Source organism: Pseudomonas citri, assembly GCF_025336485.1.
Taxonomy (GTDB): Bacteria; Pseudomonadota; Gammaproteobacteria; order Pseudomonadales; family Pseudomonadaceae; genus Aquipseudomonas; species Aquipseudomonas citri.
Window position 1 is genome coordinate 1 of sequence record NZ_JAODAB010000032.1, and the last position, 13,708, is coordinate 13,708.

General features: G+C 61.4%; 10 protein-coding genes, 4 tRNA genes and 1 pseudogene. 10 read left to right on the top strand and 5 right to left on the bottom strand.

All coding sequences use genetic code 11. The features are described 5' to 3' along the window. The first annotated feature begins 352 nt into the window (after positions 1-352). Positions 353-718, top strand: a complete 366-nt coding sequence (locus N4Q37_RS24685) for a DUF6124 family protein (RefSeq protein WP_260962564.1) — start codon at positions 353-355, stop codon at positions 716-718. A 218-nt stretch (positions 719-936) separates the two neighbouring features. On the opposite strand, the gene N4Q37_RS24690 is transcribed toward N4Q37_RS24685, so the two are convergent. The 4 genes from N4Q37_RS24690 to N4Q37_RS24705 form a co-directional block, all read right to left on the bottom strand. Further along, on the bottom strand, positions 937-2,283 hold the full coding sequence (locus N4Q37_RS24690; protein ID WP_260962565.1) for a sigma-54-dependent transcriptional regulator: 1,347 nt from the start codon (positions 2,281-2,283) through the stop codon (positions 937-939). After that, on the bottom strand, positions 2,280-3,869 hold the full coding sequence (locus N4Q37_RS24695) for a two-component system sensor histidine kinase NtrB (RefSeq protein ID WP_260962567.1): 1,590 nt from the start codon (positions 3,867-3,869) through the stop codon (positions 2,280-2,282). Before N4Q37_RS24695 ends, N4Q37_RS24690 begins: the two co-directional genes overlap by 4 nt. Then, on the bottom strand, positions 3,859-4,092 hold the full coding sequence (locus N4Q37_RS24700; protein WP_260962569.1) for a PP0621 family protein: 234 nt from the start codon (positions 4,090-4,092) through the stop codon (positions 3,859-3,861). The genes N4Q37_RS24695 and N4Q37_RS24700 overlap by 11 nt, the downstream gene beginning before the upstream one ends. Positions 4,093-4,216: 124 nt before the next feature. Next, a complete protein-coding gene (locus tag N4Q37_RS24705; protein WP_260962571.1) occupies positions 4,217-5,233 on the bottom strand; it encodes an outer membrane protein assembly factor BamD in 1,017 nt (338 codons plus the stop codon). Between the two features lie 151 nt (positions 5,234-5,384). Between N4Q37_RS24705 and rluD the strand changes: the two genes are divergently transcribed. The 9 genes and pseudogenes from rluD (at position 5,385) to N4Q37_RS27995 (ending at position 12,308) form a co-directional block, all read left to right on the top strand. Beyond that, positions 5,385-6,347 carry a 23S rRNA pseudouridine(1911/1915/1917) synthase RluD gene (gene rluD, locus N4Q37_RS24710; protein ID WP_260962572.1) on the top strand — a complete coding sequence of 321 codons (963 nt, stop codon included), beginning with the start codon at positions 5,385-5,387 and terminating at the stop codon, positions 6,345-6,347. After that, positions 6,344-7,066, top strand: a complete 723-nt coding sequence (gene pgeF / locus N4Q37_RS24715; RefSeq protein ID WP_260962573.1) for a peptidoglycan editing factor PgeF — start codon at positions 6,344-6,346, stop codon at positions 7,064-7,066. The genes rluD and pgeF overlap by 4 nt, the downstream gene beginning before the upstream one ends. A gap of 128 nt (positions 7,067-7,194) precedes the next feature. Further along, positions 7,195-9,759, top strand: coding sequence for an ATP-dependent chaperone ClpB (gene clpB, locus N4Q37_RS24720; protein WP_260962574.1), 2,565 nt, complete (start codon positions 7,195-7,197; stop codon positions 9,757-9,759). 356 nt (positions 9,760-10,115) lie between these two features. Then, positions 10,116-10,191: transfer RNA gene (locus tag N4Q37_RS24725), tRNA-Asn, on the top strand. 7 nt (positions 10,192-10,198) lie between these two features. After that, positions 10,199-10,275 (top strand) — tRNA-Pro (locus N4Q37_RS24730). Positions 10,276-10,280: 5 nt separating this feature from the next. Then, positions 10,281-10,356, top strand: a tRNA-Lys gene (locus tag N4Q37_RS24735). Positions 10,357-10,449: 93 nt separating this feature from the next. Then, positions 10,450-10,526: transfer RNA gene (locus tag N4Q37_RS24740), tRNA-Pro, on the top strand. A gap of 156 nt (positions 10,527-10,682) precedes the next feature. After that, positions 10,683-11,453, top strand: a pseudogene (locus N4Q37_RS27990) (MCP four helix bundle domain-containing protein); the annotation flags it as partial. Further along, positions 11,445-12,308, top strand: coding sequence for a methyl-accepting chemotaxis protein (locus N4Q37_RS27995; RefSeq protein WP_390897960.1), 864 nt, complete (start codon positions 11,445-11,447; stop codon positions 12,306-12,308). The pseudogene N4Q37_RS27990 and the gene N4Q37_RS27995, both read left to right, overlap by 9 nt. Positions 12,309-12,367: 59 nt before the next feature. Here the strand turns inward: N4Q37_RS27995 and N4Q37_RS24750 are convergent, their stop codons facing one another. Then, complete coding sequence (locus N4Q37_RS24750; RefSeq protein ID WP_260962579.1) at positions 12,368-13,666, bottom strand: NAD(P)/FAD-dependent oxidoreductase; 1,299 nt, start codon at positions 13,664-13,666, stop codon at positions 12,368-12,370. Positions 13,667-13,708: the final 42 nt, after the last annotated feature.

Genomic DNA, 13,708 nt, shown 5'->3' on the forward strand with positions numbered 1-13,708 from the left:
AGGCCGACCTGGTGAAATCAAGGCCTGCCTGACGGCAGGCCGCTACCGGCCCGAACACAAAAAATCTGACAGTCCCGAAAGAAAAGTAAGTCGCCGTCAGGGCGAAACCGCCAGTAGCCATGACCGAAGAAACGGATATACACCCCTAAGCCTAAGATAGCCCCCTGACAACCCCCCAAAACTTGTGGGAACGGTCGGACAACCCCCCAATCCTCGCCGAATTTTCCGACGAGCTCTGGCGGTTGCCAGGTGGGAAGTATTCTCGCTACCTTTTTCCCGTCGCTGCCAATTCAGCGTCCGGGCGTCGCGGCCCGCTAAAAACTTGGTAATCCATTTTCCTTTGGAGAACCTAATGAACGACAAGCCAGCGTCCCCTTCACCAACGCATGACAGCTCTTTTTACTCCAACCCAAGCTCAAAAAAACATCAAGAAGCTGCCAAGCGCGCCTTGGATTTCCATCTGTCACCTCCTGAGCCGCGACCAGAAAGCGATTCATCCTCCTCGCACATTTTCACCATCGTCGATGGTATTGATACTGAACGACTGCTGGTGAATCTCAGCGAAACCCTAGCCTCCGCCAACGCCACACTCAGCGACCTGGCCTTCGAACTCGAAGGCTCGCGCCGCCACGTCGCTTTGGGCGTGCAACAGCTGATTGAGCTGAGCCAATTGCTGGCCAACCGCGTCCTGGACGAACGGGTGCCGGTGGAGGGCTAGGGACGGGAAGGGCTACGGAGTCGAGGACTGTTTGTGGCGAGGGGATTTATCGAAACGTCGCACCGCCCCGCTGGGCTGCGTAGCGGCCCCAAAGCAACGACTCGGTCAATCTGATACACCGAGGTGCCAAGTTGGGGGCTGCTACGCAGCCCAGCGGGGATAAATCCCCTCGCCACAGGTGCAATGTAGGTCCGGCAAATGGGGGGACAGATTCCCGCTCAATCCAACCCCAGCTTCTTCAACCGATACCGCATCGAGCGAAACGACAACTTCAACCGCTGCGCCGCCGCCGTGCGGTTCCAGCGGGTTTCCTCCAGGGCCTGGAGGATGAGTTTGCGCTCGACGTCTTCCAGGTAATCCTCCAGGTTGTCGACCTGCATCAAATCCGGGCTGCCCGTGTCGGTGGCGTTGTTGCTCTCGGCCAGTCGCAGGTCCTCGGCTTCGATCTGCTGGTGTTCGCAGAGGGTGTAGGCGCGTTCGAGCATGTTCTCCAGTTCCCGCACGTTGCCTGGGAATCGGTAGTTACGCAGCGCTTCCAGGGCCTTGGGGTGGAGTTTGGCCACCGGGTTGCCGGTATTGACGGCCAGGCGCTGGAGCATGTGGTTGACCAGGGGCTCAATGTCTTCGCGGCGTTCGCGCAAGGGCGGGACACGCAGTTCAATGACGTTCAATCGATAGTAAAGATCCTGGCGAAAACGTCCGCTGGCGACTTCGGCATCCAGGTCCTTGTGGGTGGCGCAAAGAATTCGCACGTCCACCACCTCTTCCTGCTGGCCGCCCACGGCGCGTACGGCTTTTTCCTGGATTGCCCGCAGCAGCTTGACCTGCATGGCCAGGGGCAGGTCGGCTACTTCATCAAGGAACAGGGTGCCCCCGTGGGCGGCTTGGAATAGCCCCGGCTTGTCGTCGATGGCGCCGCTGAAGCTGCCTTTTCGATGGCCAAAAAACTCACTTTCCATCAGCTCACTGGGAATTGCCCCACAATTGACCGGGACAAAACCCTGGTTGGCGCGGGGGCCTTGTTCATGGATCAGCCGGGCGACCAACTCCTTGCCGCACCCTGATTCGCCGCTGATGTACACCGGCGCCTGGCTGCGGGCGAGTTTTTCGATCTGTTTGCGCACGCCGCGCATGGGGGGGGAATCGCCCAGCAGGCAGCGTTCGATCGAGGCGGCCGGAGCGGTCACCGGCGGCAGGCGCAAGGCGCTGTTGACCAGTTCCCGTAGCCGGGTCAGGTCGACCGGTTTGGTGAGGAAGTCGAAAGCGCCGGCCTTGAGGGCGTCGATGGCGGTTTCCAGGCTGCCGTAGGCGGTGATCATTGCGACTGGCAGTTGCGGGTAGCGTTGCTGGATGTGCTGCACCAGTTCCAGGCCTGTGCCGTCGGGCAGGCGCATGTCGGTCAGGCACAGCTCGAAAGCTTCGCTCGCCAGCAGGGCCTGGGCTTCGGCGAGGTTCTTGGCGCTGCGGGTGTCGAGTTTCATCCGGCCCAGGGTGATGTCCAGGAGTTCGCGGATGTCCGGTTCGTCATCGACGATCAGGATTCGTTGCCGTGAGCGATTATTCAAAGCTGTTTCCGTCCGTGAGCAAAGGTGATGCGAAAGCAACCGCCGCCTTGGCGTGGTTTGAAGTCTAGGCGGGCCTGGTTGCTTTCGCACAGCTCACGGGACAGATAGAGCCCAAGGCCGGTGCCTTGGTTGCTGGTGGTGTAGAAGGGTTCGAACAAGTGCGCTTGTTGGTCCGGTGTGACACCGGGACCGTTGTCGATAATGTCCAGTGTGGATAGCTGGCTGTGGGGGTCGATGAACAGCTTCAGCCAGGCTTCGGCCTGCTCGTGGGTCATCGCGCTGTGACGCCAGGCGTTGCGCAGCAGGTTGTCGAGCACCTGGGTCAACTGATCGGGGTCCATGAGCGTGGTGTAGTCGCCCGGGTCGATGCTCAGGTGCAGCATCGGGTGGCCGGCCGTGGTGTCCCGGGCCTGGCGCACGAATTGCTCGAGCCATGCCCGCAGGTCCAGGCGTTGGGGCGTGGTGGGTTGGCGGCGGGAGACCTGCAGCACGTTTTCGATGACGCGATTCATTCGTTGGGAGTGATCCTGGATAATCTGCGTCAGACGCCGGTCCGCGGCGTTCAGTTCCTCGGACTCACGTAGCAATTGCGCCGCATGGCTGATCGCGCCCAGCGGGTTGCGGATTTCATGGGCGATCCCGGCCGTGAGACGTCCGAGCGAGGCGAGTTTCAACTGCTGGGCCTGTTGGGAGACCTGGGCTAGGTCTTCGAGAAACACCAGGATCTGCTGGTGATCGTGGTGCCCCAGGGCAATGAAACTCGGTTGCAGGGCCAGGCCCGTGCCGCTGACGCTCAGGCTTGGCGGGCGCAGGCTGGGGTTGTTCAGCCACAATTGCAGGCGTTCGACCAGCGGCATGGCGCGGTCGTCGATGCGCTGGCCCACCAGGTCGTGCACGCCCAACAGGTGCAATGCGCTTTCGTTGGCCAGTTGCACCCGGCGGTGGCGGTCGAGCACCAGGATGCCGGTGCGCATGCGTTGCAGGATCAACGCGTTGAGCGCCTCCAGGCCGATTACCTCGCTGGCTCGTTGCTCGGCGAGTATCTCGCTGGCTTCCAGTCGCCGGGTCAGGCCCTGGACCAGTAGCGCGGCGGCAAAGCACAGCGCGCCCAAGGTGCCGGCTTGCAAGTAGCTGCTGGGACGGTTCGAATCGCTGAGCTCCAGGAAGAAACTCGAACCGACGATGCCGATGGTCGCCACGGCGGCGAGCAACAGGCCGATCCGGCTGCGTACCAACGTATTGCCGATGGCCACCGAGACGATGATCAGGTTGCCGATGGCGCTGGGGGCACCGCCCGCGACGAAGAACAGCCACGAGAGCAGCAGCACGTCGGTCAATGCCAGGCCGAACAGCCGGGCAGGACGGCGGGTGTTTTCCAGGAACACCACCAGCAGGATGTTCAGCACCAGGTACAACCAACTGCCGCTACGCAGCAGGTTGTCGTTGGCGAACTCCAGCAGACGGTTGTCCATGTTGCTGGAAATCAGCAACACCAGGGTGATGCCGATGCTCAGGCGGTACAGGTGATAGAGACGCAGCAGGCGCTGCGTCTGCTTGACGCGCGGGCTGCGGGTGTCAGCGATCACGAGGGCCTGGGCCTTGCTCGAGATGAGCCTGGCTGCAGTACCACTGTTGTTCGAGGGGGAGCGCACGGTCACGCGGCAGGTGCACGCCACAATGGGCGCAACGAACCATGGGCGGTGCATCCTGTTCCCGGGAGGACTTTGCCGTGGATGCCTTGGGCTTCACGTTGCGAAAGATCCAGATGGCAGAGGCAACTACGGCGAACAAAATCAATAGACGGAGCATGTTGGGCAGCTTTCTGGCGAGAGTTGAGGCAGTTTAGCCAAGGACTGGAGCGGCGCACAGTTCAATAGAATCCAGGTACAAAAAAGGGAGACCACCGGGTCTCCCTTTTTGCCATGCCCTGTTCTCAGTCGAACAGGCCGAAGGTCATGTAGCTGAACCAGGAGCGATCGGTGGACGTGCTCTCAGACTCCGGTTCTTCGATCACGTCGCCATTTTCATCCTTGGGCTTGAGCTCGCTCGGGATGGCTTCCTTGGCATCCTGGTACTGGCGCTGCAAGTCCTGGTTGGCGCGGGTTTCGCCCGGTGGCAGCGGCGCGCGGGACTCGATCAGGCCCAGGGTCGCCTTGCTCAGCCACGAACGGTTGTCGGCTTCGTCGACCCGTGGGGTGAACTGGCCGTCGACCAGGGACGGGTGATCGGGGTAGTTCAGCTTGAGGGTTTCCAGGCTGGTGGCCGCCAGGTCGTCCAGGTGCAGGCGCTGGTAGGCTTCGGTCATCACGGCCAGGCCGTCACCGACGGAAGGGGTTTCCTGGAAGTTTTCCACTACGTAGCGGCCGCGGTTGGCGGCGGCGACGTAGGCCTGGCGGGTCAGGTAGTAGTCCGCCACGTGGATTTCATAGGAGGCCAGCAGGTTGCGCAGGTAGATCATGCGCTGCTTGGCATCCGGCGAGTAGCGGCTGTTGGGGAAGCGGCTGGTCAGTTGGGCGAACTCGTTGTAGGAGTCGCGGGCGGCACCCGGGTCACGCTTGGTCATGTCCAGCGGCAGGAAGCGTGCCAGCAGGCCGACGTCCTGGTCGAAGGAGGTCAGGCCCTTGAGGTAGTAGGCGTAATCGACGTTCGGGTGTTGCGGATGCAGGCGAATGAAGCGCTCGGCGGCGGATTTGGCGGCTTCCGGCTCGGAGTTCTTGTAGTTGGCGTAGATCAGCTCCAGCTGGGCCTGATCGGCGTAGCGACCGAACGGATAGCGGGACTCCAGGGCCTTGAGCTTGGCGGTGGCGCTGGTGTAGCTGTTGTTGTCCAGGTCGTTCTGCGCCTGTTGGTACAGTTCGACTTCGCTCAGGTTTTCGTCTACGACTTCCTTCGATGAGCAAGCGGCGGTCAATGCGAGGATGGCGATCAGCAGCAGGTGTTTCACTTGCATGGCGGCTTGCGTCCCTATGACGGCCGCTGTCTTGGGCGGGGCCGTCCTGTTATGATGAGCGCCCCGTTGAAAAGCCTCGGGGCAAAAGACGCCGTATTTAACCACAAGCGCGCAGCCGAAACCAAAGGCTGTGCCGACGCCCAGTCCGAGCATGTCCGATAAAATAGAACTTCGCGCAGAGGTGCCGTCCGAATTGGGCGGCCAACGCCTCGATCAAGTCGCCGCCCAACTCTTCGCCGAGCATTCGCGCTCGCGCCTTTCCGCCTGGATCAAGGACGGTCGCCTGACGGTGGATGGGGCGGTGATCCGCCCGCGCGACATCGTCCACGGCGGTGCCGTCCTCGAGCTGACTGCCGAGCAGGAGGCCCAGGGTGAATGGGTGGCCCAGGACATCGCCCTGGACATCGTCTATGAAGACGACGACATCCTGGTGATCAACAAACCGGCGGGCCTGGTGGTGCATCCGGCGGCGGGTCATGCCGATGGCACCCTGCTCAATGCCTTGCTGCACCATGTGCCGGACATCATCAATGTGCCACGCGCCGGTATCGTGCATCGCCTGGACAAGGACACCACCGGCCTGATGGTGGTGGCCAAGACCATCCAGGCGCAGACACAACTGGTGGCCCAGCTGCAAAGCCGCAGCGTCAGCCGGATCTATGAATGCATCGTCATCGGCGTGGTGACCGCCGGCGGCAAGATCAACGCACCGATCGGCCGTCACGGCCAGCAGCGCCAGCGCATGGCGGTGATGGAAGGCGGCAAGCAGGCAGTCAGCCATTACCGCGTGCTCGAACGCTTCCGCTCCCATACGCATGTGCGGGTCAAGCTGGAGACCGGCCGCACCCACCAGATTCGCGTACACATGGCCCACATCAACTTCCCGTTGGTCGGCGACCCGGCTTACGGTGGTCGCTTCCGCATTCCGCCGGCGGCCAGCGCGACGATGGTCGAGTCCCTGAAGAACTTCCCGCGCCAGGCACTGCATGCGCGTTTTCTGGAGTTGGACCACCCGACCACCGGTAAACGCATGAGCTGGGAGTCCCCCTTGCCGGATGATTTCGTCTGGCTGTTGACGCTGCTCAAGCAGGACCGCGAGGCGTTCATCGGATGACGAACTGGCTGATACCCGACTGGCCCGCGCCGGCACGGGTCAAGGCCTGCGTCACCACCCGTGCGGGCGGCGTCAGCGTGGCGCCGTTCGACAGCCTCAACCTGGGCGATCACGTCGACGACGACCCGGCGGCCGTTGCCGAGAATCGTCGCCGCCTCACCGATCAATTCGCCATCGCACCGGCCTGGTTGCAGCAGGTCCATGGCATTGCCGTGGTCGAAGCCGATCCGACCCGTGTGGCGACGGCCGACGCCAGTTGGACGGCCACGCCGGGCATCGCTTGTACGGCCATGACCGCCGATTGCCTGCCCGTGCTGTTCTGCAATCGCGCCGGCACCCGCGTTGCCGCGGCCCACGCCGGTTGGCGTGGGCTGGCGAACGGCGTGCTGGAGGCCACCCTCGACAGTCTCCAGGTGCCCGCCGATGAAGTCCTCGCCTGGTTGGGCCCGGCCATCGGTCCGCAAGCCTTCGAAGTCGGGCCGGAGGTGCGCCAGGCGTTCGTCGCGCACCTGCCCCAGGCTTCACAGGCGTTTGTGCCCAGCCACAACGCGGGCAAGTTCCTCGCCGACATTTACCAATTGGCCCGCCTGCGACTGGCGGCGCGCGGTGTCACGGCGGTCTACGGTGGCGGCCTGTGTACCGTGACCGACCCGCGCTTCTTTTCCTACCGACGCAACCCGCGCACCGGTCGTTTTGCCTCCCTGGTCTGGATCGCCTGACTTTCCTGATCTGCATCAAGCGCTGGCTGCTTGAATCTTCCAGAATCGTCCGCATCTATAGCGGTATCTGGCAGGTTTCTTCATTCAGGATGGTTTCAGGTCCGGCCTGCCCAAAAGGAAGGTGACCCATGCGTATTGATCGTTTAACCAGCAAATTGCAGTTAGCTCTGTCCGATGCCCAATCGTTGGCCGTCGGCATGGACCATCCCGGTATCGAGCCGGCGCATTTGATGCAGGCCATGCTGGAACAGCAGGGTGGCTCCATCAAGCCGCTGCTGATGCAGGTGGGCTTTGACGTCAACAGCCTGCGCAAAGAGCTGGCCAAAGAGCTCGACCAGTTGCCCAAGATCCAGAATCCGACCGGTGACGTGAACATGTCCCAGGATCTGGCGCGGCTGCTCAACCAGGCCGATCGCCTGGCCCAGCAGAAGGGTGACCAGTTCATTTCCAGCGAGCTGGTGCTGCTCGCCGCCATGGACGAGAACAGCAAGCTCGGCAAATTGTTGCTCCGCCAGGGCGTGAGCAAGAAAGCCCTGGAAAATGCCATCAATAACCTGCGTGGCGGCGAAGCGGTGAACGACGCCAACCACGAGGAATCGCGCCAGGCCCTGGACAAGTACACCGTCGACCTGACCAAGCGGGCCGAGGACGGCAAGCTCGATCCGGTGATCGGTCGTGACGACGAAATCCGCCGCACGATCCAGGTGCTGCAACGTCGTACCAAGAACAACCCGGTGCTGATCGGTGAACCCGGCGTGGGTAAAACCGCCATCGCCGAGGGTCTGGCCCAGCGCATCATCAACGGTGAAGTACCCGATGGCCTCAAGGGCAAGCGGTTGTTGTCCCTGGACATGGGCGCGCTGATTGCCGGTGCCAAGTACCGGGGCGAATTCGAAGAGCGGCTAAAAGCCTTGCTCAACGAACTGTCGAAGCAGGAAGGGCAGATCATCCTGTTCATCGACGAACTGCACACCATGGTCGGCGCGGGCAAGGGCGAAGGTTCGATGGACGCCGGCAACATGCTCAAGCCGGCGCTGGCCCGTGGTGAGTTGCACTGCGTAGGTGCGACCACGCTCAACGAATACCGCCAGTACATCGAGAAAGACGCGGCCCTGGAGCGGCGCTTCCAGAAAGTCCTGGTGGACGAGCCGAGCGAAGAGGACACCATCGCGATCCTGCGTGGCCTTAAAGAACGCTACGAAGTCCACCACAAGGTGGCGATTACCGATGGCGCGATCATCGCGGCGGCCAAGCTCAGCCATCGCTACATCACTGACCGGCAGTTGCCGGACAAGGCCATCGACCTGATCGACGAGGCCGCCAGCCGCATTCGCATGGAAATCGACTCCAAGCCCGAAGTGCTCGATCGCCTGGAGCGTCGCTTGATTCAGCTCAAGGTCGAATCCCAGGCCCTGAAGAAAGAAAGCGACGACGCGGCGAAGAAACGCCTGGAGAAGTTGCAGGAGGAGATCACCCGTCACGAGCGCGAATATTCCGATCTTGAAGAGATCTGGAACTCGGAAAAGGCTGAAGTCCAGGGCTCGGCGCAGATCCAGCAAAAGATCGAGCAGTCCCGCCAGGAACTGGAAGCGGCCCGTCGTAAAGGCGACCTCAACCGCATGGCCGAGCTGCAATACGGGGTGATCCCGGACCTGGAGCGCAGCCTGCAAATGGTCGACCAGCACGGCAAGAGCGAAAACCAGTTGTTGCGCAGCAAGGTCACCGAGGAAGAAATCGCCGAGGTGGTTTCCAAGTGGACCGGTATTCCGGTGTCGAAAATGCTGGAAGGCGAGCGCGACAAGCTGCTGAAAATGGAAAAACTGCTGCACCAGCGCGTGATTGGCCAGGAGGAAGCCGTTGTGGCGGTGTCCAACGCCGTGCGCCGCTCCCGCGCCGGGTTGTCGGACCCGAATCGTCCAAGCGGCTCGTTCATGTTCCTTGGCCCGACCGGTGTGGGCAAGACCGAGTTGTGCAAGGCGCTCGCCGAGTTCCTCTTCGACACCGAAGAGGCGATGGTGCGCATCGACATGTCCGAGTTCATGGAGAAGCATTCGGTGGCGCGGCTGATTGGCGCCCCTCCGGGTTACGTCGGTTACGAAGAGGGTGGCTACCTGACGGAAGCCGTGCGGCGCAAACCGTACTCGGTGATCCTGCTCGATGAGGTCGAGAAGGCCCACCCGGATGTGTTCAACATCCTGCTGCAAGTGCTGGAGGATGGTCGCCTGACTGACAGTCATGGACGCACGGTGGATTTCCGCAATACGGTGATCGTGATGACCTCCAACCTGGGCTCGGCGCAGATCCAGGAACTGATAGGCGACCGCGAGGCGCAACGTGCAGCGGTGATGGACGCGATTTCCACGCATTTCCGGCCGGAGTTCATCAACCGGGTCGACGAAGTGGTGATCTTCGAGCCGTTGGCCCGCGACCAGATCGCCGGTATCACCGAGATCCAGCTGGGCCGCCTGCGCAGCCGCCTCACTGAGCGTGAGCTGAAGTTGCAGTTGAGCGACGAGGCCTTGGACAAGCTGATTGCCGTGGGGTACGACCCGGTCTATGGCGCACGGCCACTCAAGCGTGCGATCCAGCGTTGGATCGAGAACCCATTGGCGCAGTTGATCCTGTCCGGCCGCTTCATGCCGGGCGAGACTGTGACCGGCACTGTGGAGAACGATGAGATCGTCTTCATCTGAGTCGATTGCGGGGCTGTTGTGGCGAGGGAGCTTGTTCCCTCGCCGCTGTTTTTGATCGTTTCGGATTCATAAGGTATTTGCCGGCGCGATCATTTTTTTCATCAGGCCGTTGAACTCAAAGGAAAAGGCTTGTAAAGTGCGCCCCGCAGTCAGTCACCCCAAGGGTTACTTCTCACTGGGAAGGAATCCAAAATAAGTTGCAAATCATTGTCTTGAAAGCAATTTAGGGGGTTGACAGCGGTTTTGAAGATTGTAGAATAGCGCGCCTCAGACACACGAACGCAGCGATGCGAACGAGTCGAAGAGGTTGAAGCGAGATTCGATCAAGCTTCAATGTTGTAACTTGAAATATCAGTTCCGTGATAGCTCAGTCGGTAGAGCAAATGACTGTTAATCATTGGGTCCCAGGTTCGAGTCCTGGTCACGGAGCCATTTCAATCGGGGTATAGCGCAGTCCGGTAGCGCGCCTGCTTTGGGAGCAGGATGTCAGGAGTTCGAATCCCCTTACCCCGACCATTTTTGGGTCGTTAGCTCAGTTGGTAGAGCAGTTGGCTTTTAACCAATTGGTCGTAGGTTCGAGTCCCACACGACCCACCATTTTTGAAACCAGTTCGCTGGAATCGAATCTTAAGATCAGAGGCCAAAAGCGCTGATCGAGAAGGCGACTTGCGAAGGTCGCCTTTTTTTTACCGGGGTATAGCGCAGTCCGGTAGCGCGCCTGCTTTGGGAGCAGGATGTCAGGAGTTCGAATCCCCTTACCCCGACCATATTGAAAATCCCCGTATCGAAAGATACGGGGATTTTTTTTGCCTGCGAAAAAATCAAATAGTCTTAAGTCATCGTACAAGTTGCCGATAACCCGCCGACAGGGGCATGGACCGACCACCCCAACTTCAGGCCAAACAATAAAAAAGGCACTCGTTATGTACCTTCGTCAGCTGAATATAGCCCCCCGTGCCGCGCTGGGCTTTGCCGTGATTGCCTTGCTGGTGGCATTGCTCGGGGTGTTTGCGTTGGGGCAGATGTCGAGCATTCGCGACAGCGAAGTCGCGGTGGAGTCCCAATGGCTGCCCAGCATTCGCGGCGGTGATGAGATTCGGGAGCTGATGTTGCGCATCCGCACGATTTCCCTGCGCATGGCCCTGGACCAGGACCCCAAGAACATCCCGGTGTATCGCGGGCAGATGGACACGCGCGATAAAGAGCTGAGCGAAAAAATTTCCAGCTACGACAAGCTGGTCGTCACGCCTGAAGGCAAGGCCCTTTATGACCAGTTCAAACAGACCTTCGCCGCTTACCGTACAGGTATCGCGCAATCGTTCACCCTGGCGGAGCAGGGGCGTCGTGACGATCTGATCAAGCTGTTGCTGGTGGACATGAAGACCGTCGTGGATGGTTCCGGCAAGCAGCTCAACGACCTCGCCGAGTTGTTTTCCAAGCAGGTGTCCCTCGAAAGCCAGAAGTCCCAGGAGCACTACGCCAATTCCAGGATGATCGTCAGCCTGTTCATCGTGCTTGCCGCCCTGGCGACGGTAGCCCTGGCGATGTTGCTGACCCGCAGTATCGTCAAGCCCCTGGGCGAGGCGTTGAATGCTGCGCAAAACGTTGCCCGTGGTGACTTGACTCGGTCGATCGAGACCCATGGCAACGACGAAGTGAGCCGCTTGCTCGAGGCATTGGCGGCGATGCAGCGGAACCTGCGTGAGACCCTGCAGGGCATCAGTGGCTCGGCCACGCGGCTGGCCACCGCGGCCGATGAGTTGAACGCCGTCACGCTCGACAGCACCCATAGCCTGCAACAGCAGAACAACGAAATTGAACAGGCCGCCACTGCCGTCACTGAAATGACCACCGCGGTGGAAGAAGTCGCGCGCAATGCCGTGTCCACCTCTGACGCCACGCGTCAGTCCAGCGCCTCGGCGTCGCTGGGGCAGGAACGCGTCAGCGATACGGTCGACGCCATCGGCGCCCTGGCCAGCGATGTGCAGATAACCGGCGGCCTGGTGCAATCACTGGCCAATCAGTCGCAGGACATCGGCAAGGTATTGGATGTGATCCGGGCCATCGCCGAGCAGACCAATCTGCTGGCGCTCAATGCCGCCATCGAAGCGGCTCGCGCCGGCGAAAGCGGTCGCGGGTTTGCGGTGGTGGCGGACGAAGTGCGGGCGCTGGCTTATCGTACCCAGCAATCGACCCAGGAAATCGAGCAAATGGTCCAGGGCATGCGCAGCGGTGCGACCCAGGCACTGGACTCCATGCAAGCCAGCTCCAGTCGCGCAGTCAGTACCCTGGCATTGGCTGAGCGGGCAGGGGAGGCGCTACAGACCATCACGGCGTCGGTCAACGAAATCCACGAACGTAACCTGGTGATTGCCAGTGCCGCCGAAGAACAGGCGCAAGTGGCCCGCGAGGTGGATCGCAACCTGGTGAACATCCGTGATTTGTCCGTGCGCTCGGCCACCGGCGCGGACCAGACCAGCGCCTCCAGCCATGAGCTGTCGCAACTGGCGAACTCGTTGCGCACGATGGTGCAGCGGTTTCAGGTTTGATTGCGCAGGATCATTCAAGGTCGATATGACTGATCCCGCGCAATCGTCAGCGGTCACCCTTAGTGCAGCTTCAGCCGAGGCTCGGTCCCCCGACCGATCTTGCTGCCCAGCATCAGCATCGCCGTGCGGAATACCCCGTACAGCGCCATCTGGTGCATGCGGTACAGCGACACGTAGAACATCCGCGCCAGCCAGCCTTCAAGCATGACACTGCCAGTCAGGTTGCCCATCAGGTTGCCCACCGCCGAGAAGCGCGACAGCGAGATCAGCGAGCCGTAGTCGGTGTATTTGTATGCGGGCAGGGCCTTGCCTTCGATCCGCAGTTTCAAGGATCTGGCTAGCAGCGATGCCTGCTGATGCGCGGCCTGGGCGCGGGGTGGCACGTTGCGTTCGCTGCCGGGTTGCGGACAGGCGGCGCAGTCGCCAAAGGCGAAGATGTTCTCGTCGCGGGTGGTTTGCAACGTCGGCAGCACGTGCAACTGGTTGATCCGGTTGGTCTCCAGCCCGTCGATGTCCTTGAGGAAGCCCGGTGCGCGAATCCCGGCAGCCCAGACTTTCAGGCTCGCGTCGATCACCTTGCCCTCGGCGGTGATCAGGCTGTCGGCGGTCACCTGGGCGACGGCCGCGTTGGTCATGACATTGACCCCGAGTTTCTCCAAGGTCTTGTGCACGGGCCCGCCGATGCGCTCGGGCAATGCCGGCAGCACGCGTGGCCCGGCTTCGATCAGGGTGATGTGCATGTTTTCCGGCTTGATCCGGTCCAGGCCGTAGGCCGCCAACTCGTGGGCGGCGTTATGCAGCTCTGCCGCCAGTTCGACACCGGTCGCACCGGCACCGACGATGGCCACGCTGATGCGCTCCTGGGCGTCGGCTTGGCCGGCGTGGGCCCGCAGGTAATGGTTGAGCAACTGCTGATGGAAGCGCTCGGCCTGCTTGCGGGTGTCGAGGAACAGGCAATGCTGCGCCGCGCCTTCGGTGCCGAAATCATTGGTGGTGCTGCCGACGGCAATCACCAGGGTGTCGTAGCCCAGTTCCCGGGCGGGTAACAGCTCGACGCCCGCTTCGTCGTAGGTGGCCGCCAGTTGGATTCTCTTGCTCTCGCGATCCAGGCCACTCATGCGCCCGAGCTGGAACTCGAAGTGGTTCCATTTCGCTTGGGCGACGTAGTTGAGTTCGTCTTCGGAGGAGTTCAGGGAACCAGCGGCCACTTCATGCAGCAGGGGTTTCCAGATGTGGGTCAGGTTCGCGTCGACCAGCATTATGCTGGCCGTGCCACGCTTGCCCAGAGTCTTACCCAGGCGGGTAGCCAACTCCAGGCCGCCGGCGCCGCCGCCGACGATGACAATACGGTGAGTCATGGGGATATCTCGCAAGGCTAAAGGAAATCGGTGCCGTTACCC